The organism is Stenotrophomonas sp. STEN008, assembly GCF_056760435.1.
The window spans coordinates 62338-83000 of the sequence record NZ_JBRRET010000002.1 but is presented as its reverse complement, the minus strand read 5'-3'; the positions used below and the strand labels follow the sequence as shown (position 1 = coordinate 83000).

Annotated in this window: 19 protein-coding genes; 14 read left to right on the top strand and 5 right to left on the bottom strand. The window is 67.6% G+C overall.

Annotated elements, in window-relative coordinates; translation table 11 throughout:
• Window positions 1-56 precede the first annotated feature (56 nt).
• The gene (locus tag ACVOME_RS01420) at window positions 57-1037 is read right to left on the bottom strand and encodes an AraC family transcriptional regulator (protein WP_065175242.1); all 981 of its coding nucleotides are present in this window, start codon (window positions 1035-1037) and stop codon (window positions 57-59) included.
• Between the two features lie 690 nt (window positions 1038-1727).
• On the opposite strand from ACVOME_RS01420, the gene ACVOME_RS01415 reads away from it, so the two are divergent.
• From ACVOME_RS01415 to ACVOME_RS01355, 13 genes are all read left to right on the top strand, one after another.
• Window positions 1728-1907 carry a Flp family type IVb pilin gene (locus tag ACVOME_RS01415; protein WP_065175243.1) on the top strand — a complete coding sequence of 60 codons (180 nt, stop codon included), beginning with the start codon at window positions 1728-1730 and terminating at the stop codon, window positions 1905-1907.
• A 104-nt stretch (window positions 1908-2011) separates the two neighbouring features.
• Window positions 2012-2557: an A24 family peptidase gene (locus tag ACVOME_RS01410; protein ID WP_481504615.1), complete on the top strand. Its 546-nt coding sequence runs from the start codon at window positions 2012-2014 to the stop codon at window positions 2555-2557.
• Window positions 2554-3030, top strand: a complete 477-nt coding sequence (locus ACVOME_RS01405) for a TadE/TadG family type IV pilus assembly protein (RefSeq protein ID WP_111185924.1) — start codon at window positions 2554-2556, stop codon at window positions 3028-3030. Before ACVOME_RS01410 ends, ACVOME_RS01405 begins: the two co-directional genes overlap by 4 nt.
• 19 nt (window positions 3031-3049) lie before the next feature.
• A complete protein-coding gene (cpaB, locus tag ACVOME_RS01400) occupies window positions 3050-4093 on the top strand; it encodes a Flp pilus assembly protein CpaB (protein ID WP_481504614.1) in 1044 nt (347 codons plus the stop codon).
• A gap of 18 nt (window positions 4094-4111) precedes the next feature.
• Window positions 4112-5470 carry a type II and III secretion system protein family protein gene (locus ACVOME_RS01395; protein WP_180875312.1) on the top strand — a complete coding sequence of 453 codons (1359 nt, stop codon included), beginning with the start codon at window positions 4112-4114 and terminating at the stop codon, window positions 5468-5470.
• 27 nt (window positions 5471-5497) lie between these two features.
• Window positions 5498-6754, top strand: a complete 1257-nt coding sequence (locus ACVOME_RS01390; RefSeq protein WP_065175248.1) for a CpaE/TadZ family protein — start codon at window positions 5498-5500, stop codon at window positions 6752-6754.
• Window positions 6739-8088: a TadA family conjugal transfer-associated ATPase gene (locus ACVOME_RS01385; protein WP_065182946.1), complete on the top strand. Its 1350-nt coding sequence runs from the start codon at window positions 6739-6741 to the stop codon at window positions 8086-8088. Before ACVOME_RS01390 ends, ACVOME_RS01385 begins: the two co-directional genes overlap by 16 nt.
• A gap of 2 nt (window positions 8089-8090) precedes the next feature.
• Window positions 8091-9041 carry a type II secretion system F family protein gene (locus ACVOME_RS01380; RefSeq protein ID WP_065182947.1) on the top strand — a complete coding sequence of 317 codons (951 nt, stop codon included), beginning with the start codon at window positions 8091-8093 and terminating at the stop codon, window positions 9039-9041.
• A 22-nt stretch (window positions 9042-9063) separates the two neighbouring features.
• Window positions 9064-9993 carry a type II secretion system F family protein gene (locus ACVOME_RS01375; protein WP_065182948.1) on the top strand — a complete coding sequence of 310 codons (930 nt, stop codon included), beginning with the start codon at window positions 9064-9066 and terminating at the stop codon, window positions 9991-9993.
• Window positions 9994-9998: 5 nt separating this feature from the next.
• Window positions 9999-10874 (top strand): tetratricopeptide repeat protein, encoded by an 876-nt coding sequence (locus ACVOME_RS01370; protein WP_262100531.1) that lies wholly within the window; start codon window positions 9999-10001, stop codon window positions 10872-10874.
• A complete protein-coding gene (locus ACVOME_RS01365) occupies window positions 10871-11326 on the top strand; it encodes a DUF3613 domain-containing protein (RefSeq protein ID WP_065182949.1) in 456 nt (151 codons plus the stop codon). Before ACVOME_RS01370 ends, ACVOME_RS01365 begins: the two co-directional genes overlap by 4 nt.
• 8 nt (window positions 11327-11334) lie before the next feature.
• Window positions 11335-13482, top strand: coding sequence for a TadG family pilus assembly protein (locus ACVOME_RS01360; RefSeq protein ID WP_164152531.1), 2148 nt, complete (start codon window positions 11335-11337; stop codon window positions 13480-13482).
• 98 nt (window positions 13483-13580) lie between these two features.
• Window positions 13581-14288 carry a DUF2968 domain-containing protein gene (locus ACVOME_RS01355; protein WP_065175254.1) on the top strand — a complete coding sequence of 236 codons (708 nt, stop codon included), beginning with the start codon at window positions 13581-13583 and terminating at the stop codon, window positions 14286-14288.
• A 70-nt stretch (window positions 14289-14358) separates the two neighbouring features.
• Here ACVOME_RS01355 and ACVOME_RS01350 read toward each other — a convergent pair whose 3' ends face one another.
• Window positions 14359-14934: a DUF4124 domain-containing protein gene (locus ACVOME_RS01350; protein ID WP_481504613.1), complete on the bottom strand. Its 576-nt coding sequence runs from the start codon at window positions 14932-14934 to the stop codon at window positions 14359-14361.
• Between the two features lie 10 nt (window positions 14935-14944).
• On the opposite strand from ACVOME_RS01350, the gene ACVOME_RS01345 reads away from it, so the two are divergent.
• Window positions 14945-15769, top strand: coding sequence for an alpha/beta fold hydrolase (locus tag ACVOME_RS01345; RefSeq protein WP_065175255.1), 825 nt, complete (start codon window positions 14945-14947; stop codon window positions 15767-15769).
• Window positions 15770-15874: 105 nt separating this feature from the next.
• Here ACVOME_RS01345 and ACVOME_RS01340 read toward each other — a convergent pair whose 3' ends face one another.
• Genes ACVOME_RS01340 through ACVOME_RS01330 form a run of 3 tightly spaced genes read right to left on the bottom strand, consistent with a single transcriptional unit; the run spans window position 15875 to window position 20624 of the window.
• Window positions 15875-17521 carry an MFS transporter gene (locus ACVOME_RS01340; RefSeq protein ID WP_481504656.1) on the bottom strand — a complete coding sequence of 549 codons (1647 nt, stop codon included), beginning with the start codon at window positions 17519-17521 and terminating at the stop codon, window positions 15875-15877.
• Complete coding sequence (locus tag ACVOME_RS01335; protein ID WP_263174595.1) at window positions 17515-18798, bottom strand: alginate export family protein; 1284 nt, start codon at window positions 18796-18798, stop codon at window positions 17515-17517. Before ACVOME_RS01335 ends, ACVOME_RS01340 begins: the two co-directional genes overlap by 7 nt.
• Entirely contained in the window at window positions 18777-20624 is a 1848-nt protein-coding gene (locus ACVOME_RS01330) for an amidohydrolase (RefSeq protein ID WP_481504655.1), read from the bottom strand. The genes ACVOME_RS01335 and ACVOME_RS01330 overlap by 22 nt, the downstream gene beginning before the upstream one ends.
• Between the last annotated feature and the right edge of the window lie 39 nt (window positions 20625-20663).

Sequence of the window (20663 nt, the reverse complement as noted above, 5' to 3'; positions counted from 1 at the left end):
GCAGCCGGATATGCAAAACCGGCAGCAATGCCGTGAAAGCCCCTGTGGGGCAAGACTCAGGCCGGTTGGCCCAACTGCGCGGGTGCACGCATCAGGGTATCCCGCGGAAGTTCACCGAACACCTTCCGGTAATTGTCGGCAAAGCGGGAGAGATCCCACAGGCCACAGCTCAGCGCGATCGCCTTGACAGAACGCCTGCTGGAGTCGGCCATCGACAGGCTGCGGCAGGCTGCACACAGGCGCAGCATGGACAGATAACGGTTGGGCGACGTACCGAACAGATCTTCAAATGCATAGCGCAGGCCACGCTCGCTGACACCGGCGGCGTCGCAGATTTCATTCATGTATATATTGCGACGCAGGTTGAGCCGCATGAAATTCTCGGCGCGCTGGGCGATCAGGTAATGCGTACGCCGTGCGCGGCTGCACCCCGGGCGATCGACGGCACCGGCACCCAGCAGGGCCTGGATGTGCTCATGCAGCAGCCGCTCGGTTTCCTCCGGCTGCAGGCTGGCACCCTGCCCCAGCTGCTGGTGCAGCTGCTGGTAATGCAGCGCCAGCGGGGCATCATCACCGGACAGATTGAACAGCGAGAGCGCCTGTCCCGCCGGCGGTGTGCTGCGCAGGCTCAGTTCGGTCAGCTTGCGCTGCACGCGGGATACCGGCACCAGCATCAGGGTCAAGCGGGTACCGGGGCTGAGGGTGAATTCACTGATGCCTTCGGGAAGCACGGTCAACGCCATCCCGGCCGCCAGCGGTACGCCATGGCACCAGCTCACCGCCTCGTCGGTGGCCTGCAGATACCCCAGCATCGCCCAGTCCGGCGGCAGCATGAAGCGGCCACGGCAATGGAATCCGCAGCTGATGCTGCAGAACAGGGCTTCCTCATGCACGCGCGAAGCGAACGCCGCGCGCGGACCATTGCCGTCGAGCAGCAACAGTTCCACATCGCATACGCGAAGCACACCGCTCAGCGTGGCCAGGTCGATCGACCGGAGCTCGCCGTCGTCGCTGTCAACCACCCCACCATCAACCATGACAGTGTCGTCCCCCGTTGGTCAGCTGCCCGCCGCAACCCCCACTGCCCTACAGGTGCGCGCGGTTTCCAAGAGCATCATCCGTTGCCGTGATGGATGCGGCCACTGGCCGGCTCCACCTTGAAAGTACCAAACCTTGAATACGAGTATGCCCGATAATCCACGCAGGTAAACAGGTCGCACGGGAATACAGCAACCCGCGCCCGGCGTGAAGGAAATGTGGGCGCCAGTGGCACGATTCTCGCATGCGTTAACCCGGGTCACATTATTAACATCACGATGAATCGTTACGCCTGGGAACGGCGCTTCATCACAGAATAAGCAACCGATTATCAGGAATAAGAGATTCCTGCCGAATTTGCATATAGGTTCCGGTTGCACCCGGCCGCCATTCAGGCAAAGTCGGTATCACGGTGATCGAACCGCTCCGATGCGGTCACACCCAGGGGACAGCATGACGATGCACGCGCTGCTCGATGACGTTGCGACCACCGGCCTGGTGCCGCGCGGTCGCACATGCGCGGTCGCTGCACTCCCTGGCGGAGATCACCCTGCTTTAGCGATGCGGGACAGTCCCGCATTGCCACCTCCGCCAGGATGGCAGAGGTCCATGGACGGTCCCGACGGAGTCGGGCAACCGGCCGATGCAGGTGTCTTGTTGCCATTGACAGGTAGAGGGAGACAACCGTCATGAACGCTTCCATCCGCAAGTTCCTGAAAGAAGAAGATGGCGTGACCGCACTCGAGTACGGGCTGCTGGCCGCTGTGATCGCCGGCATCCTGATTGCCGTGGGCCGCACCCAGATCACGGAATTCTTCACCACGCTGTTCACCCGCCTTTCGGCAATCGCCACCGAAGCAACCACCTGAGCGACCTGCGGACGCACCACCGCTGGTCGCGCCATCCGCGACCACGGTGGCCGCAGGCCGGGATGCGGTTGCAGACGGTCCAGTGACGGACGAAGGGGAGTGCGATGACACTGCTGGGACTATTGGCCATCGGTGTGTGCCTGCGGATCGCGATCAGCGATCTGTATGCCCGCCGGGTGCCCAATGCCTGGCTGCTGGCGGCGTGCGCACTCGCAATACCTCTGCTCGTCGCCGGGCAATTTGGTGAGCCACGACTGCCATGGCCGGCGCACCTGCTCGGTGCCGTTGCCGGCTTGCTCGCGCTCCTGCCCTTCTACGCACTGCGCTGGATGGGCGCTGGCGACGTGAAATTCTTTGCGGTGCTCGGCCTGCTGCTGGGATGGCATGCCCTGCTGCCGATATGGGTAGTGGCCAGCCTTGCCGCCGGCGCCCATGCAGTGGCGATCCTGCTCGGGCGCCAGCTCGGCACGCACCTTCCGATGCGCGTGCAGCTGCAGGTGTCGCGGGCCAGCGAGCAATGGCAGACACACCCCGCATTGCGCGGAATGGAGGCTGCCCGCCAGGGGCGCCGCGGCATTCCCTATGCGGCCTACCTCGCATTGGCGGCGATCGGCTGGCTCCTGGCCACGACCTACGGAGGTCTCGCATGAACACCCTCGGTCCGCGGCGCCAGCGTGGCGTGGTTGCCGTCGAATACGCGCTGATGATGATTCTCGGCCTGGTGCCGCTGCTGCTGTTCACTTTTTCCGGCGTGCTGATCATGGCTGCCCAGCAGACGCTTGCAACGGCCGCTGCCGAAGGCGCGCGCGCATCGCTGCGCTTCGGAACCGCCAACGAACGACGCACCGCCGCGTGCGTCGCAGCACGCCAGTCGATGCAATGGCTGCTGCAGTTCTCCAGGCAGAACCCTGACTGCAGCGCCGGCGGCACCGGTCCGATCCAGGTCTCGGCGCAGGCACCCTGCGCGGGCATGGCGACCGCGCAGTGCATGACGGTCACCGTCCGCTACGACTACGCCGCCCACCCTTTCTTCCCCGGCACCGCCACGCTTTACGGCTGGGTGATGCGGGCCCCCATCCGCAGCGTCGCGGTCGCCCAGCTCGACCTCGGCTCCGGCAACTGACGGTACAGGAGACGGTTCCATGCTCAAGTTGACCCGCATCGCCGCCATCGCTCTGATCGCACTCGCGGTGCTGCTGGCGCTGATCGCATTCGTGATCGGCCGCAGGCCCGCCCCTTCGGCGGAAAGCGCGGCTCCGGTCGTTCAGGCCGACGCACAGGCCATTACGGTGGTCGAGGCCATCGCCCGGCTGCCGGCCGGTGAACCGATCACTGCCAATGGCGTGCGCCTGGCGCGTCGAAGCGCGGCCGTGCCGGGCGCCGTCGCCGACCTGGCCGCCGTGGTCGGCAAGGTGCCGGTGCAGGACATCGCCGAAGGCAGCACCATCAGCGACGCGGTGCTGGCTCAGGGCTTCTCGCTGCAGCTGCGGCCCGGCGAGCGTGCACTGGCGGTGCCGGTGGATGAACTGGTCGGTGCCGGCAACCGTATCCTGCCGGGCGATTTCGTCGATGTGTTCCTCAACCTGCGCAGCGAACCTGCCAGCTACAACGCGGCGCCCGACGCCGCACAGACCCGCCTTCTGCTGTCGCGCCTGCGCGTGCTCAGCTATGGCCAGCAGGACATCGCCCCGAACGCGGGCAGCACGAATGCCAGCGCCGATACCAGTAACCGTGCAGACCCGCGCGCGGCAGATATCACCAGCAACGCCAGCAGCAGTGGCGGCAGTAGCGGTGACGCAGCCCAGCCGGCCCGCAGCGCCGTGCTGGCGGTGCCGGTGGCCGACGCCAACCGGCTGCTGCTGGGCGCGCAGCAGGGCAAGCTCTACCTCGCGCTGCGCAATCCCGCCGACGCCGGCCAGCCCGACCTGGCCCTGTTCCCGCAGGCGCGAGGCGTGATCGATCCGCTGCGTGGCCTGGACGCGGAACAGCAGCTGGCGTTGCAGCGCCCCGAGAACCACGCCTTCGCCGGCATCGATGGCGATGCCCTGGCCGGCCGCAGCAGCGCACGCGCACGCACGGTGAACGACGCCCCCGCACAGCCCGCCGCCGCCCGCCGCAGCGCACCGCGCGCATCCGGAATCGAGATCATCCGCGGCGATGGTTCTGCGCCCCGCGGCTCCCTTTGACCTGCACCGAGAGCTTCCATGACCGAACGTCGCCAGAGTCCAAGCCCCTCCTCCCGCCAGCGCTGGCTCGCTCTGCTGCTGGTGCTGCTGGCGCCTGCGACCAGCGTGGCTGCTGACGACCTGGTGCTGCAGGCCCGCGAACAGCGGCCGTGGACGCTGCCCGCGGACCTGGAACGGGTGGCCATCGCCGATCCGGGCGTCGCCGATATCGTGATGCTGCGTGGCCAGCGCCAGGCGCTGCTGGTCGGCAAGGCCCCCGGCACCACCACCCTGCTGCTGTGGCACCGCAAGCAGTCGGAGCCACAGCGCGTGCAGGTCCGCGTGCAGAGCGCGGTGCAGGGGGCGGCCGATGCGGGTTCCAGCGGTCTGGTGTTCACCCAGCAGGACCAGCAGGGCCTGCTGCAGGGAAGCACCGACAGCGCGCTCTCGCACATGCAGGAACAGAAGGCGGCCGCGATGGCGTTGGGCAAGGATGGCCAGCTGGCCGATGCCTCCACCATCGCCAGCGGCGGTGTGGTCCAGGTCGAGGTGAAGGTGGTCGAGTTCAACAAGACCGCGCTGAAACAGGTCGGCATCAGCTTCCAGAACCGCAACGGCGGTTTTGCCTATGGCTTCGCTCGTCCGGGCGGCATCCTGCCGGGCAACACCGGCGTGCTGCCCGGCATGCAGGAGGGCAATTCCAGCAACGAATCGGAATCGCCCATCTCGTCGGCGTTCCGCCTGGTGTTCGGCTCGACGAAGGGCCTGTGGAACGCGGACCTCGATCTGCTGCAGTCCAATGGCATGGCCCGGGTGCTGGCCGAGCCGACCCTGGTCGCGCTGTCCGGCCAGAGCGCCAGCTTCCTCGCCGGTGGTGAACTGCCGATCCTCGAACCCCAGGGCCTGGGGACCACCACCATCACCTACAAGCCGTTCGGCATCGGCCTGACCGTCACCCCGACCGTGCTCGCGCCCAACCGCATCGCCCTGAAGGTGGCGCCGGAAGCCAGCGACCTCGACTACACCAACGCCATTTCCCTCAACGGTGTGCAGATTCCGTCGATCAGCACCCGCCGTGCCGATACCACGGTGGAACTGGGCGATGGCGAGAGCTTCGTGATCGGCGGTCTCGTCAGCTCGACGGTCGCCTCCACGGTGAACAAGATCCCGCTGCTGGGCGACCTGCCGATCATCGGCTCGTTCTTCCGCGATTTCGACTACAAGCGCCAAGACAAGGAACTGGTGATCATCGTCACGCCACGGCTGGTGCAGCCCCTCGCCCGCAATGCCGAGCTGGCACTGCCAGGCGAGCGCGAGGCCCGGCCCAACCTGCCTGAGTGGGGTTCCTGGCTGCTGGGTCCGGTCAGCCAGGACCCGGTGCCCGGTTTCTCACGTTGAATCCATAATGCCTGCGATACCACGCCCATGCCCTACGCCACTGCCCAGCCGCTGCATCCGCAAGGACCGCCGATGAACCTGGTCCTGTACGGGATGGATCGCGAACTGCTGCCGCGGCTGGCGGCCAAGCTGCCGCCTGCCACCACCCTGCACTGGCAGGACAGCGGTGAGCCGACATCCGCGCAGGACCTGCAACGCGGTCCGCAGAATCTGGTACTGCTCGACTTCCGCCCCGAGCACGCCGCCGCCTCGACCGTGCTGGCGCAGCAGCTGCAGCAGACCCAGCCGGACCTTGCGCTGGTCGCCGTTGGCGCCACCAGTGCCGGGCAGGTCGAAGGCGTGGTGATGGCGCTGCGCGCCGGCCTGCGCGATGTGCTCGACCTGGACAGCGACAACACCGGCATCGAGGCCGCGCTTCGCCGCGCGCTCTCGCCCCGGCCCGCCGCTGCCGCACACCAGCCGCACAAGGCGCGGTTGATCCTGCTGCTGGGCGTACGTGCCGGGGTCGGCACCAGCACACTGGCCGCGCATCTGGCCGTGCTTGCACAGCAGACCCATGCATTGGCGCAGGGCGAGGCCAGCACCCAGGACGGTCTGCTGCTGGAACTGGCGCAGCCGGCGGGCGACCTGGCGCTCTACCTCAATCTGGACAGCCGCTTCCACTACGAAGACGCACTGCGCAATGCCAGCCGCATCGACGCCACCCTGGCGCGCACTGCGATGGCGCGCCATGACAGCGGACTGGTCCTGCTCGACCGCGCCAGCGGCAGCGATGCGCTTCCGCCGTCCGATCCGGGCGCCCTGCTGCAGCGGCTGCGCGGCGTGTTCGCCAGCGTGCTCTGCGACGCCGGCGGCTGCCCGCTGCGTCAACTGCCCCCGCTGCTGCTGGACCAGGCCGACGAGATCTGGCTGGTCGCGGACGCTTCGATTGCCACTCTGGTCTCGCTTGACCATGCGCTCAAGCATCTGTCCGGCCAGCGCGAACGGGAGAAGCGCCTGCAACTGGTGATCAACCGCCATGACGACAGCAGCGGCATGAGCCCGGAGCAGATCGCCCGACGGTTCGAGCTTCCACTGCTGGCCACGCTCCCCGAACGACCACGCGTACGTGCCTCCGCCAGCCACGGCCACCTGCTGCTGCAGGACGCGCCGCGTGATCCGTACCTGCGTGCCCTCGCCCCGCTCGTCCAACGCCTGGATCCGGCTGCATGCCCGGTCCAGACGCACGGCCTGCGGGAAAGACTTGCCCTTGCCCTGGGTGGATCGCAATGGAAGACAAAGTAACCCCGTTTCCGCACGCCGTCGCCCGCCACACCGTGCCTGACCACGTTGCGGGCAATCTGCCGTTCGCAGAGACCGAGCAGTACCAGAAGGTGCTGTCCGCGGCGCATGAGCACCTGCTCAACAGCATCGAGGACGAGCGCATCGATATCGATTCCTGGGCACCGGACACGATCGCGCGCTGGGTGCAGGTGCAGACCGTGGGTTTCATCCAGGAGTGGCGCATCCCGATCAATGAAGAGGAGATGCAGGTGGTGGCCGAGGGCCTGGTCAAGGAGCTGACCGGCTTCGGCCCGCTGGACGACCTGCTGCATGATCCCACCATCGAAGACATCCTGATCAATGGCTTCAAGGATGTGCACGTCTCGCAGGGCGGACAGCTCAAGCGCGCAACCCAGCGCTTCACCGACGACACCCATCTGCTGCGCATCCTGCGCCGCATCCTCGCACCACTTGGCCGGCGCCTGGATGACTCCAACCCGATGGTGGATGCGCGCCTGCCCAACGGCGGCCGCCTCAATGCGATCATCTCGCCGCTGGCGGTGGACGGCCCGATGGTCTCCATCCGCAAGTTCCGCAAGGACCCGTTCACGCCCGATGAACTGCTGGCCAAGGGCACCTTCGATGCGCCGATGCAGGCGCTGCTGAAGGCGATGGTGCTGGGTCGCTGCAACATCCTCGTCTCCGGTGGCACCAGCTCGGGCAAGACCTCGCTGCTGAACGCCCTGGCCAGCTACGTGCCACCCACCGAGCGCGTGATCACCGTCGAGGACACCGCCGAGCTCTCGCTCAACCATCCGCACGTGGTGCGCCTGGAGAGCCGCATCGGTGGTGCGGAGGGACAGGGCGCCGTCAGCATCCGTGACCTGGTGCGCAACAGCCTGCGCATGCGCCCCGACCGCATCGTGGTGGGCGAGGTGCGCGGCGCGGAAGTGCTGGAGATGCTGCAGGCGATGAACACCGGCCACGACGGCTCGATGGCCACCATCCATGCCAACTCGCCGCGCGACTGTCTCTATCGCATCGAGATGCTGGCCGGCTTCGCCGGGTTCCAGGGCAGCGAAGACAGCCTGCGCCGGCAGATCGCCAGCGCGATCGATTTCATCGTGCAGATCTCGCGCCTCGGCAGTGGCCGGCGCGTGCTGGTATCGATCACCGAGATCACCGGCGTCAGCGACAACCTGATCACCACCCAGGAGATGTTCCGCCACGAAGTGCAGATCGACGGCAGTGGCAAGGAGACCGACCGCTGGATCGGGCTGGGCTTCCAGCCGCACTCGCACAAGCTCGAGCCGTTCCGCCAACTGTTGCGCGAATCCCTCTACGGAGACTACTGAACATGGGAACCGGCCTGCTGCTGGGCGTATTGAGCATCGTGTCGGTGCTGCTGGCGCTGGCGGTATGGCTGTGGGGCACCGCCAACAGCCGCGAACAGCGGCAGGCATCCCTGCAGCATGCCGAACAGCAGCTGGCACGTGGCAGCGCGGGCCCGGGCAGCAACGCGGCTGCGGCCAACGATGGATCGCGGCCGCTGCCGGCAGCAGCTGGCCGTCGCGCGCTGCCCTGGAATGGCCTGCTGCAACGCGCGGGCCTCGCCACCGGCTGGAAGGTGCCGCTGATGCTGCTGGTGCCCGGCCTGGCCCTCTCGCTGTTCGCGATGCTGCGGCTGGGAACGGCATGGATGCTGCCGCTGACGCTGCTGCTGTACCTGCTGGGCTGCTGGTTGTGGATCATGCGCCGCACCGCCAAGTTGCAGGCCAAGCTGCTGCATCAGCTGCCGGACTTCCTCGACAACCTGGTCCGCCTGACCGCGCTCGGCAACAGCCTGCAGTCGGCCTTCCAGGTCGCGTCGCAGCAGGCGACGCCGCCGCTGCGTGAGCTGCTGGACACCACGGTGCGATACGCGCGGGGCGGCATGGACCTGGACCGCGCACTGAACCTCGCCGCGCAGCCCTATCGGATGGAGGTGCTGAAGGTGCTGGCCGTGGTGATGGGCGTCAGCGTCCGCATCGGCGGCCGCGCCGATCAGATCCTGCAGCGCATGGGCGATTTCATGCGCGACCTGGAGCAGGCCCAGCAGGAGCTGTCAGCCACCACGTCCGAGACCCGCATGTCGGCCTGGGTGCTGGGACTGCTTCCGCCCGCCAGCGCCGTACTGATGGCGATCTCCAGCCCCGAGTTCTTCCAGCCCGTCCTGCACGATCCGCTCGGTCACAAGATCCTGCTGATCGCCCTGGGCCTGGAACTGCTCGGGGGTTTCCTGCTGTATCGCCTGGCCAAGTCGCTATGAGCATCCGCAGCGGAGGTTCCCGATGAGCGCAACTGCCTGGTTCGCACTTGCCCTGCTGGTCCTGGCCGCCGGCGTCGCCCTGCTCGGTGTGGGCGGCTGGGTCCGCAGCCATCGCGAGGACCGCAGTGCGGCAACGCTGAAGACCGCATTGCAGCCACGTGATCCGATCGCCGACGAGGACGCGGCCCGCAGGGATTCACTGGGCTGGCTGGAGCGCTTCGGCCGGACGCTCAGCGGCGGGCGCCTGGAAGCCGCACTGCTGGCAGGCGAGGATCGCCTGCTGCTTGATCTGGCCGGCTGGAACACCCGTCGCGGCACGGCGATCTATCTGGGCCTGCGCCTGCTGCTGGCAGTACTGGTGCTGGCGCTGACCCTGGCCGTGAGCGATGCCACCGGCCTGGCCCGGATCATGGTGATCGTCGGCGCGCTCGCCGCCGGCCTGCTGCTGCCCAAGTTCGTGCTGGCCGCGTGGGTCAAGCGGCGGCGGCGCGCCGTCAACAACGAGTTGCCGCTGTTGATCGACCTGCTGCGCCTTCTGCAGGGGGTTGGCTTCAGCATGGATCAGAGCCTGCAGACCCTGGGCGACAAGCTGCGCGACGCACTGCCGGTGCTCGGTGGCGAGATCCAGGAGGCGAACGTCGCCTACACCCATGGACGCACTCGCGCCCAGTCGCTGCGCCGGCTCAGCGATGTCTACGGCGATGACGACCTGTCCAGCCTGGTGCAGTTGATCCTGCAGGTGCACGCCCACGGCGGCGCGGTGCAGGAGCCGCTGCGCCAGTTCAGCATCCGGCTGCGCGAACAGCGCCGCAATGCTCTGAAAGAGAAGGTCGGCAAGCTCTCGGTGAAGATGACCGTGGTGATGATGCTGACCCTGCTGCCTGCACTGATGCTGGTGCTGGCCGGGCCTGCGCTGGTCGCGCTGGCCAAAACCCTGTCGAACATGGGATGACCGTCATGCCTGCTCTGCGCCACGCCTGTCTGTTGTTTGCTCTTGCCACTGCCGTCGCGGGATGCGCCTCGTCCACCCCGAAGTACCTGCGCGCGCCCACCCTGGCCGAGCCCGGGCCCGCGCCGCAGGACAGCCGCAATGCCTACCTTGAGCTGATCGAGCGCATGCAGCTGCAAGGGGCCTGGTACGCCTCGCTGGCGCATGTGGATGCATTCCGCCAGCGCTACGGCGATCCTCCGGCGCTGCGCCTGCTGCAGGCCAATGCACTGCGCGAGACCGGCCAGACCGACGCCGCGGCCGCGCTGTACCGCGAACTCAGCAGCGGGCCGCAGGCCGCCGCCGCGGCACATGGCCTGGGCCTGATCGCCGCGCATCGCGATGACGAGGCCGGCAGCGAACTGTCGCTGGCCCGCGCCACCCAGCTGCAGCCGTTGAATACCGATTACCTGGGTGACCTGGGGTATGCGCGTCTGCGTGCCGGCCGCTTCGATCAGGCCCGCGAGCCGCTGGCCAAAGCACTGGAACTGTCACCGGGCAACGCCAAGGCGACCGCCAACCTGGCGCTGTGGGCGGTCCTGCGCGGCGACAACGCCACGGCCGAACGCCTGGCTGCGCAGGCCAACCTCAACGAAGACACCCGGCGCAGCATCCAGCAGCAGGCCCAGCAGATCCGCAGCCGGCTGCAGCAGCGCCAGGCGCAGGCGGCGGCCAGCAGCGCGGCACGGATCACCACCGCGCCGACCAACGCTACCGCCCCCGCCAGCAGCCGGCTGGCGGCCGAAACACGCCGTGACGCCCGCGATCGCGATCCCTCCCGTCTGCCGCCGTCGATGCTGGAGCGCTTCGGCACGTCCGACCACCCCACCGAGAACACGCCATGACCGCGATGACCCTGATCCGACGCCTGCTGCCTGCGGTCACCTGCTGCCTGCTTGCCACGGGAGCCCACGCACAGGCGCCACAGGCGCCGCTGACCGGCCAGATGCTGGGAGGCAGCCCGGCAGCGGCCCCTGCCATCGCGCCGCAGCAGGCCGAAGCACTGGCAACCGTCGACCTCGCGGCGCCTGCGCCGCCCCCCGCGATGCCGCCCGCGCCTCCTGCCCGGGTGGCCGCTGCACCGGCTGCGCCGCGGCGCAACGAGGTCGGTGATGCCACGCGCCAGCTGTTCCAGCTGCAGGCGTCCGGGCAACAGGCCGGCCCGCGGCTGCCGATCCTCGGTGATCAGGCCACCGCCAGCTACGCGCGCTACCTGAAGAGTTTCGAGCAGGACATCCCCGCCTTCTTCGACACGGATGTCGGCAGTTCCAAGAGCACCTCCAACTCCGGACGCTGAGGCATGCCATGAACCGCTCTCGCCAGCCCCGTTTCCACCGCCCGCGCGGCGGCATGTCCGTCACCATGATGCTGGTGATGCTGGCACTGGTGGCCATGCTGGGTCTGATCGAGGTCGGCTTCCTGTTCTGGGCCAAGCGCGATGCGCAGAAGGTCGTGGACCTGGCGGCGCTGGCAGGTGCACAGCGACTTGAGCTGTGTACATCGAACAACGGCGACAACAGCGCCGCGCGGCAGAGCGCACTCACGCAGAACCAGTTCCCGGGCACGGTGCAGGTCCGCTGCGGCAACTGGAGCGCCGCACGCGGAGGCAACCGCTTCAGCGAGACGGTCGACGCCAGCAATCCGCGCAATGCGGTGCGGGTGGTTGCGACCCGCAGCGTGCTGCCGTTCTTCGGCCAGAACGAGAGCCTGCCGACCATCACCGTACAGGCCGTGGCGCGCCGCTCGGAACCGACGGCGGTGTTCGCGGTGGGTTCGCAGCTGCTGCGCACGAACGGCAACTCGCCCTTGATGGGCACCCTGCGCCTGGTGGGGCTGGACGTCACCAACGCCACGGTGCTGTCGTACGACGGACTGGCGCAGGCCAACATCACACCGTCAGGCCTGCTCAATGCGCTCGGCATTCCGGTCACCGCCAATCTCAGCGTGGCCGACTTCAATCGCCTGCTGTCGTTGAACCAGGTTTCACTGGCACGGCTGGTGGACGCCACCGCCACGGTGGTCGGCCGCAGCACCACCGCGGGCGTGCAGCTGCGTGCGCTGTCCGACCTGGTGGCCACCCGCCTTGACATCAATCGGGTGAATATCGCGCTGGGCAGCCAGAACGGCGGCGGCGGACTGTTCGCCGAGGTGATCTCTCCCGACGGCACGGTGGGCAGTGCGCTGCAGTCGCAGATCAACGTGCTTGACCTGGTCAATGCAGCCATCTCCATCGCCAATGATGGCAATGGCGTAGCGGTGCCGAACCTCAACCTGCTCGGCATGGATATCAAGGCAGGTGTTGTCGAACCGCCGTCGATCGCCATCGGCGGTGTCGGTTCGCGGGCCTACAACGCACAGGTCCGGCTGATGGTCGACGTCGACAGCGACCGCCTGTTCGGGGTGGGGCCACTGCTCAACCTGCTGGGCACGCGCCTGCACCTGCCATTGCATGTGGACGTGGCCAACGCGATGGGAACACTGACCAGCATCCAGTGCAGCGCGGCACCGCCCACCGCCACCATCCAGGTGGACTCCTCGGTACTGCGCGCGTGCGTCGGCAAGGTCAATGCCGCCGACCGTTTCTCCAAGAGCAATGTCTGCGACGCCACCTTGCAGAACGAACAACTGCTGACACTGCTGGGACGGCCGCTGATCAACGACAAGATCACCCTGCCGGCGCTGACCGGCACGCAGAGCCTGACCCTGGCCGCCGGCCAGACCGGCACCACCCGGATCAATCCCCTGGCCGTCGGTGACGCGGTCTCGCACCTGGTCAACGAGCTGCTGCGTGTCCTGTCGGGCATGCTGAGCTCGCCGGCACAGGGCATGAATGCCAACGACACGGCCAAGGCACTGGCCGACCGCTACCTGCAGGCAGCGTTCCCCTCGGGCGGCCGCTACAACGTCGACCAGCTCATTCCCCTGCTGCGCGACGGCGACCCGTCGCGCAACCTGGCACCGCTGGGCAACTGGACGGTCAAGAAGGGCGTGCCCAAACCCTGCCTGATCGGGCTGGGCACCTGCTGGGAAGATGGCTCGGTGTGGGCAGGCTACCGCGCCACCGTGACGGGACAGGGCCTGGGTCTGCTCGACGGGCTGCTCGGCTCACTGGTCGGCGGGCTGCTCATCAACCGCTGCGACAGCCTGCTGGGCAACCTGATCGACTACAACGGCTGCGTCCGCACCAATCTGGCCTCGTACATCCAGACCGCCCCGGACGGCTTCCTCGACGCGGCGGCCGGCGGCGGTGTCACCGCGCCCGGCAACAACGTGTCCTGCAGCGGTGTGCTGTGCACCGTGCTGAACCCGGTGCTGGCCGCGCTCAAGCCGGTGCTCAACACCGTCGGCTCCCTGCTGAGCACGACCCTGGCCAGCCTGCTGGGGCTGGAGCTGGGCCGCACCGATGTCAACGTCCAGTCCATCCAGTGCAATGGCGCACAGCTTGTGTTCTGAGCCGGGCCGGCGCCCTTGGCGCCGCCGCCGCGCATGCTAGACTCCCGGGCGGGGAACACTTCCATCTCAACCCACACTCATCCGTGGATGGTCCAGACATGCGAGAAACTTCAGGGGGCACCGTCTTCGCCCGCCACGCGCGCGGCGCGGCACTGCTGGCCGTGGCCATGCTGCTGGCGGCACCGTCCGCACTGGCGGCGCGCAGCAGCCGCGAAGCCGCAGCCGAACCGGTACGCAGCAGCGCACCCGTGGTACGCAACACGGTGGACGAGCTCAAGCAGTTGATGGACGCACGCCAGCTGACCGAACTGCGTACCACGTACAACGGCAACTACGGCGCCAGCCTGCTTTTCAATGCCAGCACCCTGACCTACTACGTCGCCCTGTTCCAGGAAAAGAACTTCTGGCGCGTCATCAAGACCGATGCCGTCGACAACGCCGAGCGGGTCTATCGCACGTTCGTGCAGCAGACCGAACAGCTCGCGCAGGTCTACATCGATACCACCCGCCTGGAAGCCGGCAAGCGCTATACCGAGCGCCTGGTGGCCTACAACGAAGAGCGCCTGCGTACCCTGCAGCAGGAAATGGAGCAGCAGCAGGCGCAGTCGGCCCAGGTCAGCGCGTCACTGCAGCAGGCCCAGCAGCAGGCCGTCAGCCTGAGCACCGATGTGCAGAGCACCAACAGCCAGCTGGACGCCCTGCAGCGCCGCATCCAGATCCTGCAGGCCGAACAGGGCAACCCCGAATTGAGCCTGCCGAAGCCGGACAGCACACCCGCGCCGGCAGCGGCCAGCGACGTTCGCTGAATCCCCCGACAGAACCCGACAGCGGCGCCGAACGGCGCCGTTGTCGTTTTTGGCCTGATTGCGACCCGTTTCAGCGGCAGGCCTCGAACACGGCATCGTCCCACTGCCTGCGCTGGACGAAATCCGCCCGGCGCGTTCTGGCCAGCGCCTCCGTGCGCATCCTGCGCGCCCGTGCACAGGCCGCAGCATCCGCACTGTTCGGAATCAACGCCCCCTGTGCACGGCCCGATCGCCGCGTCGGCCTGCGTCCACCGTTACCCGTGGGGGTCGCCTCGGCGGTGAGCGGCGCACTGCCGCGCGGCAGCGACTGCTCGGCGGGCACTTCCCAGCGCCACTCCGCCTGCCCCTGGCAAGGCGTCTGCTGGTACAGCGCACGCCCGCCGTCCGTGCACTTGTAGACCTGGGTCTGCGCCGCTGCGGATGTCGTCAGCAGCATGGCCAGCAGCCCCCATCCCGGCAGAGTCCTCATCTTCACCCCCTCCCACGACCAGCACTCATGGTCGGTACGACGAGCGCCGCGCGCCAGAGCGATCCGCGTCACATCCGTGCTCATCCAGCACAGCCGTGCAAGCCACTGCATCGCCTCTGCGCTGTACTGCCACAGGCGACGGCCACCTTCGCCGCCGCCGTCCTTCCCTTCCGCCAAGGAAACCGCAATGAGCAACTACATCACCGTCAACGACGGCGCCCGCATCTTCTACAAGGACTGGGGCACCGGGCAACCGGTCGTTTTCGCGCACGGCTGGCCACTGTCCTCAGACGCCTGGGACCCGCAGATGCTGTTCATGGGCCAGAACGGCTTCCGCGTGATCGCCCACGACCGGCGCAGCCACGGTCGTTCCAGCCAAACCTGGGACGGCAACGACATGGACACCTACGCCGACGACCTGGCCGCGGTGATCGACGCATTGGACCTGAAGGACGCCATCCTGGTCGGCCACTCCACCGGTGGTGGCGAGGTGGCCCACTACATCGGCCGCCATGGCAGCGCGCGCGTGGCGAAGGTGGTGCTGGTCGGTGCGGTACCGCCACTGATGCTGAAGACCGCGGGCAACCCGGCCGGAACGCCACTGGAGGTCTTCGACGGCATCCGCAAGGGCACCGGCGGTGATCGTTCGCAGTTCTTCCAGGACCTGGCCACGCCCTTCTTCGGCGCCAACCGTGACGGCAACACGGTCACCCAGGGCATGCGCGATTCGTTCTGGCTGCAGGGCATGCTGGGCGGTGTGAAGGGCCAGTACGACTGCATCCATGAATTCTCGGAAGTCGACTACACCGCAGATCTGCAGAAGATCGACGTGCCGGCATGGGTCGTGCACGGTGACGACGACCAGATCGTCCCCTTCGATGCGTCGGCCAAGCTGTCCTCGCAGATCATCAAGGACGCCGAACTGACGGTCTACCCCGGCGCGCCGCACGGCCTGACCGTCACCCATGCCGATCGCTTCAACGCCGACCTGCTGGCGTTCGCCCGCAAATGATGTCCCGCGGCGGCGCCCCACTGTGCCGCCGCTCCTGCGGGGTAGCGACGGGTATTGCCCGGCGAACGTATCCAGCATCCGCCGGGCATTGCCCGGCGCTACCTGTCAGATATCGCTGTGATGGTGCGGTACCGCCGTGGGCAACGGGTCATGCCCGCCGACGAAATGACGTACCACCGGCGCGCGTTCACCACGGTGCAGGGCACGCAGCACTTCCTGGATCGCCTTGTCGTCGGCCGTGATGCGTTCGTGCTGGCGCAGGTGCTCCAGCCAGGACGGGGTCACGAAATACTCCAGATGGATGCCCGGGCTGGCCACATCTTCGACCACGCCCCACACCACCGCACCGTCGCGGCGCCGGACCGTGCCCAGCGCGCGCATCTGCGCCTGGAACGATGCACGGTCGGCGGCATCGATGCGGTATTCGATCGTCACCAGCACCGGCCCGCGATCGTTGGAGACCGGCACCGACAGTTCCGGCGCCGGCCAATGACCCGCAGGGCGCAGGTTGAGATCTTCGGTGCCAGCGATACGCACCCTCCACACCAGCAGCCCGCCGATGACCGCGCCTGCTGCCGCAACCAGCAGCGCCAGTTCCGGCGATGTTCGCTGCGCCAGCGCGCCCCAGCATAGGCCGCCGGCGGCCATGCCTGCCGAGAACACCATGATGTACAGCGCCAGCGCTCGTGCCCTCACCCACGCCGGAACCGCCGTCTGTGCGGCGATCTGCAACGAGGACAGCACCGTGATCCAGGCAAAACCGTTAACCAGCATCACCACCGGCAGCAGGTACCAGCTGCGGGTCAGCGCCAGTCCAACCAAGCTCAGTGCCAGCGCCAGCGTCGCCAGCAACACCAGCAGATCGCGGTCCAGCTGTGCGCGCAATCTAGGCAGCAGCAGCGCCCCGGCAACCGCGCCGATGCCGATGCAGCCCAGCAGCATGCCGTACTGCCCTGCACCGCCATGCATCTGCCCTCGCACCACCACCGGCAACAATGCGTTCATCGCCGCAGCGAAGAAGAAAAAGCCGACCGATTTGATCAGCACCGCCTGCAGACGCCCGGCGCGGCTGGCATAGCGCAGTCCGGCCTTCAGTCCGGCACCGAAGCCTTCCGGCGGCAGGCTCGATGCCTTCGGGTCACGCTTCCAGCCCCAGACCACGAACAGCATCGCAGCGAAGGTGATGGCATTGAAGCCAAAGGCCCACACGGCTCCCAGCTGGGCGACGATCAGGCCACCGACAGCAGGCCCGATCGAACGGGCGATGTTGATGCCGATCGAATTCAGCGCCACTGCCGACGGCAGCATCGACTGCGGAACCAGCTCGGAGACGATCGCTGCCTGCGCCGGCATCGCCATCGCCGCGCCACATCCCATGCAGAACGTGAGCAGCACCAGCAGCTGCGGCGTCAGCATGCCGAGCGAGGTCAGCACCGCCATCAAGGCCGCCACTGCCAGCATCCATCCCTGGGTGGCCAGCAGGTACGTGCGGCGATCGACGATGTCGGCCAGGGTTCCTGCGGCCAGTGCCAGCAGCACGATCGGTACGGTTGTGGCTGACTGCACCAGGGCCACCATCAACGGTGATCCTGTGCGTTCGGCCATCACCCAGGCCGCGGCCACGTCATTGACCCACGTACCGATGTTGCTGGCCAGGATCGCCAGCCAGATCGAGTGGAACATGCGGATCTTCAGCGGGGACCAGGCACCTGCGGCCGGTGCGGGAGGTTGCGATGTGCGTGCATTCACCATTGCCATGCTCCAACGATCGAGGCGAACAACGTGTCCTGGCCACCGGCCTGCGTCAGCGCAGGACCGGCATCGACCCAGGCCAGCTGCAGCTGCCACTGCCAGTGTGCACTGGCCTGCCAGCGGGTTTCGGATTTGTACTGGCGGCCGATCCTGCGCGCGCCGCCTGCGCTGCCGGGCAACGCCACCAGCGGTGCGGGCGTGGTGTACACCGCATCGGCGCGGCGGTGCTTCCAGGCCATCTGCATGCCCAGTTCAGTGGTGACGGATTCGTGCAACCGCAGTGTGAGGGTTGGCTGCACGTCCATCAGGTTCGCCGGCGCCAGCAGGCTGGCTTCGCTGAAGTAGGCCGATTTCGGGAACAGGGCATTGAAGGTGCCCAGCCGGGCGTCGTTCGGGCGGCCATCACCACTGGCGATGTCGGCCTTCAGTCCCAGCCGTGGCTGCAAGGGCAGTTGCGGCCAACGCCAACCGGTATCGGTGGCCAGCGTCCACGCGCGGATATCAAGCTGCTCGCTGGTGGTCCGCAGCTCACCGCCCTGCACGACCAGCTCGCTGTTCCAGTCCAACGATCCGGCCTGGCCGAACCAGCGCGCCCCGAGAGTCTGCCGGCGCTCGATGCCGGCGCCTGCCGCGAAGCGGGCGTCCTCCCGGCGATAGTCCAGCAGATAGAGGTCCCACTGGCCCGGACCCTGGCCTGGCGCCGTGGTTGCATAGGCACCCCACAGATGCGAACCGCGTTCGCCACGGTCATCGAACGCACCCGGCCGGTTCTCCACCGGACGCAGTGCCATCAGTTCCAGCACGCCCAGTCCGCCCTGCCATCCGACCCTGGCACCATCGAAGGCCAGGCGGATATTCGGCCCGTCGCGCACCGACAGCAGGCGCGAGCTGCCATGGCCCGCCTCCTGCCGCCCGAGCTGCACATGCAGGCCGCCGCGCTGCCAGCGCCAGTACGCCTGCTGCACGTCCAGCGCACCCCGATCGGTCCTGCCAGGTCCACCGGCCCTCCCACGCTCGCCGTGCACGCCCAGCTGCAGCATCGCCTTCCAGTCGCGTTCACCGTAGGTGGCCGACGCCAATGCGCGAAGCAGGCCGTAGCCATCCTCGCCGCCGCCGATACCGAAGCGGGTCGGGTCGTAGTACATGCCGCGCAGACGCATCGAGGCATCCCACTGCAACGTGCCATCAGCGGCATCGCTGCAGTAGCCCCCCTCGCAGGCGAGCGCAAGGGACGGCGCGGCCAGCAGGGCGAGGCTCAGAATGCGAAGCACGAGCATCCCATCGCACCCCAGAATGCGGTCAGATCATTGCTGGGTGCTGCGTGGCGCGCGGCATGGTCGTGTGCACCGTGGGTCCTGCAGGCCGCACCATGGTGATGGTGATGCGCCATCGCCAGGCCGGTGGACGCGCCGCCCACGTGATACCCCCCGAACCGGTTGACCGGCGACCAGTCCGGCATCGCCGGCGGCAGCTGCGGCGCCAGTCCGGCATAGTCTTCGCCGGCATGCACGATGCGGCCACCGACCACGGTAAGCACGCTGGTGATGTCGGCGATGCGGGCATCTTCGACGCGGAAGAAATCGGCCGAGAGCAGGATGAAATCGGCCAACTGGCCTTCCCTCAAGGTGCCCTTCACCGCTTCATCGCCGGAGAACCATGCGCTGCCCTGCGTCCACAGGCGCAAGGCCTGCTCGCGCTCCAGCAGGTTCTCCTCCCCATACAGCGCCAGGCCGCCGACGGTGCGCCCGGTGACCAGCCACGACAGCGCGACCCAGGGGTTGTAGCTGGCCACGCGGGTGGCATCGGTGCCGGCGCCGACCGGCACGCCTTCGGCCAGCATGCGCTTCACCGGCGGCGTGTGCCGTGCCGCCTGCACGCCATAGCGTTCGACGAACGCTTCGCCCTGGTAGGCCATGCGGTGCTGTACGGCAATGCCCCCACCCAGTGCCCGGATCCGCTCGATGTTGCGCGGGGTGATGGTCTCGGCGTGATCGATGAACCAGTGCAGTCCATCGAACGGTACTTCGCGGTTGACCTGCTCATAGACATCGAGGATGCGGCCGATGCTCTCGTCATAGGTCGCGTGGATGCGGAACGGCCAGCGCTTCTGCACCAGCAGCTTCACCACATCATGCAGCTCCGGCTCCAGTTCCGGCGGCAGCTCGGGGCGTGGTTCGCTGAACAGCTCGAAGTCCGCTGCCGAGAACACCAGCATCTCGCCGGCGCCGTTGTGGCGCAGCAGATCATCGCCCTGGCGGGGCTGCAGGATCTCACTCCAGCCACGGAAGTCATCCACTTCCTTGCCTTTGTTCTGCGTGAACAGGTTGTAGGCGATACGCACGGTCAGCTGGTCGTCGCGGTGCAGCTGCTCGATGACCTGGTAGTCCTCGGGATAGTTCTGGAAGCCTCCCCCGGCATCGATCACCGAGGTGATGCCGAGCCGGTTCAACTCGCGCATGAAGTGACGGGTGGAGTTGGCCTGGTATTCGACCGGCAGGCGTGGCCCCTTGGCCAGCGTCGCATACAGAATCAACGCATTGGGCTTGGCCAGCAGCAGGCCGGTGGGGTTGCCCAGCGAATCGCGCACGATCTGGCCACCGGGCGGGTCCGGCGTTTCGCGGGTGTAGCCGCATGCACGCAGCGCCGCTCCGTTGAGCAGCGCGCGGTCATACAGGTGCAGCAGGAACACCGGCGTATCCGGTGCGATCTGGTTGAGCTCCTGCAGGGTCGGCAGGCGCTTCTCGTGGAACTGGGCGGCAGTGAAGCCCCCCACCACGCGCACCCATTGCGGCGCCGGGGTGCGATCGACCTGTGCCTTGAGAATGGCCATTGCATCGGCCAGCGAACGCAGCCCGTCCCAGCGCAGCTCCAGGTTGTAGTTCAGGCCACCACGGATGAGGTGGGTGTGACTGTCGTTGAGGCCGGGCACCAGTCGCCTGCCCTGTGCGTCGATGAGCGTGGCTTCGGCTCCCCAACCACGCATGATCTCTTCATCGCTGCCTACGGCGATGATGCGCCCTTCCTGTACGGCCAGCGCCTGTGCATGCGGACGGTGTGGATCGAGCGTGGTGATGCGGGCGTTGCGGATGACCAGTGTGTGCATGCGGCGCTCCTTGGGGGCGGAATCGAGGGCGGCACCGGC

Bases quoted from the DNA above. Each gene is read 5' to 3' on its own strand.
- ACVOME_RS01420 (WP_065175242.1), bottom strand. From the start codon at position 1,037: ATGGTTGATGGTGGGGTGGTTGACAGCGACGACGGCGAGCTCCGGTCG.
- ACVOME_RS01415 (WP_065175243.1), top strand. From the start codon at position 1,728: ATGAACGCTTCCATCCGCAAGTTCCTGAAAGAAGAAGATGGCGTGACC.
- ACVOME_RS01410 (WP_481504615.1), top strand. From the start codon at position 2,012: ATGACACTGCTGGGACTATTGGCCATCGGTGTGTGCCTGCGGATCGCG.
- ACVOME_RS01405 (WP_111185924.1), top strand. From the start codon at position 2,554: ATGAACACCCTCGGTCCGCGGCGCCAGCGTGGCGTGGTTGCCGTCGAA.
- cpaB (WP_481504614.1), top strand. From the start codon at position 3,050: ATGCTCAAGTTGACCCGCATCGCCGCCATCGCTCTGATCGCACTCGCG.
- ACVOME_RS01395 (WP_180875312.1), top strand. From the start codon at position 4,112: ATGACCGAACGTCGCCAGAGTCCAAGCCCCTCCTCCCGCCAGCGCTGG.
- ACVOME_RS01390 (WP_065175248.1), top strand. From the start codon at position 5,498: ATGCCCTACGCCACTGCCCAGCCGCTGCATCCGCAAGGACCGCCGATG.
- ACVOME_RS01385 (WP_065182946.1), top strand. From the start codon at position 6,739: ATGGAAGACAAAGTAACCCCGTTTCCGCACGCCGTCGCCCGCCACACC.
- ACVOME_RS01380 (WP_065182947.1), top strand. From the start codon at position 8,091: ATGGGAACCGGCCTGCTGCTGGGCGTATTGAGCATCGTGTCGGTGCTG.
- ACVOME_RS01375 (WP_065182948.1), top strand. From the start codon at position 9,064: ATGAGCGCAACTGCCTGGTTCGCACTTGCCCTGCTGGTCCTGGCCGCC.
- ACVOME_RS01370 (WP_262100531.1), top strand. From the start codon at position 9,999: ATGCCTGCTCTGCGCCACGCCTGTCTGTTGTTTGCTCTTGCCACTGCC.
- ACVOME_RS01365 (WP_065182949.1), top strand. From the start codon at position 10,871: ATGACCGCGATGACCCTGATCCGACGCCTGCTGCCTGCGGTCACCTGC.
- ACVOME_RS01360 (WP_164152531.1), top strand. From the start codon at position 11,335: ATGAACCGCTCTCGCCAGCCCCGTTTCCACCGCCCGCGCGGCGGCATG.
- ACVOME_RS01355 (WP_065175254.1), top strand. From the start codon at position 13,581: ATGCGAGAAACTTCAGGGGGCACCGTCTTCGCCCGCCACGCGCGCGGC.
- ACVOME_RS01345 (WP_065175255.1), top strand. From the start codon at position 14,945: ATGAGCAACTACATCACCGTCAACGACGGCGCCCGCATCTTCTACAAG.
- ACVOME_RS01340 (WP_481504656.1), bottom strand. From the start codon at position 17,521: ATGGTGAATGCACGCACATCGCAACCTCCCGCACCGGCCGCAGGTGCC.
- ACVOME_RS01335 (WP_263174595.1), bottom strand. From the start codon at position 18,798: ATGCTCGTGCTTCGCATTCTGAGCCTCGCCCTGCTGGCCGCGCCGTCC.
- ACVOME_RS01330 (WP_481504655.1), bottom strand. From the start codon at position 20,624: ATGCACACACTGGTCATCCGCAACGCCCGCATCACCACGCTCGATCCA.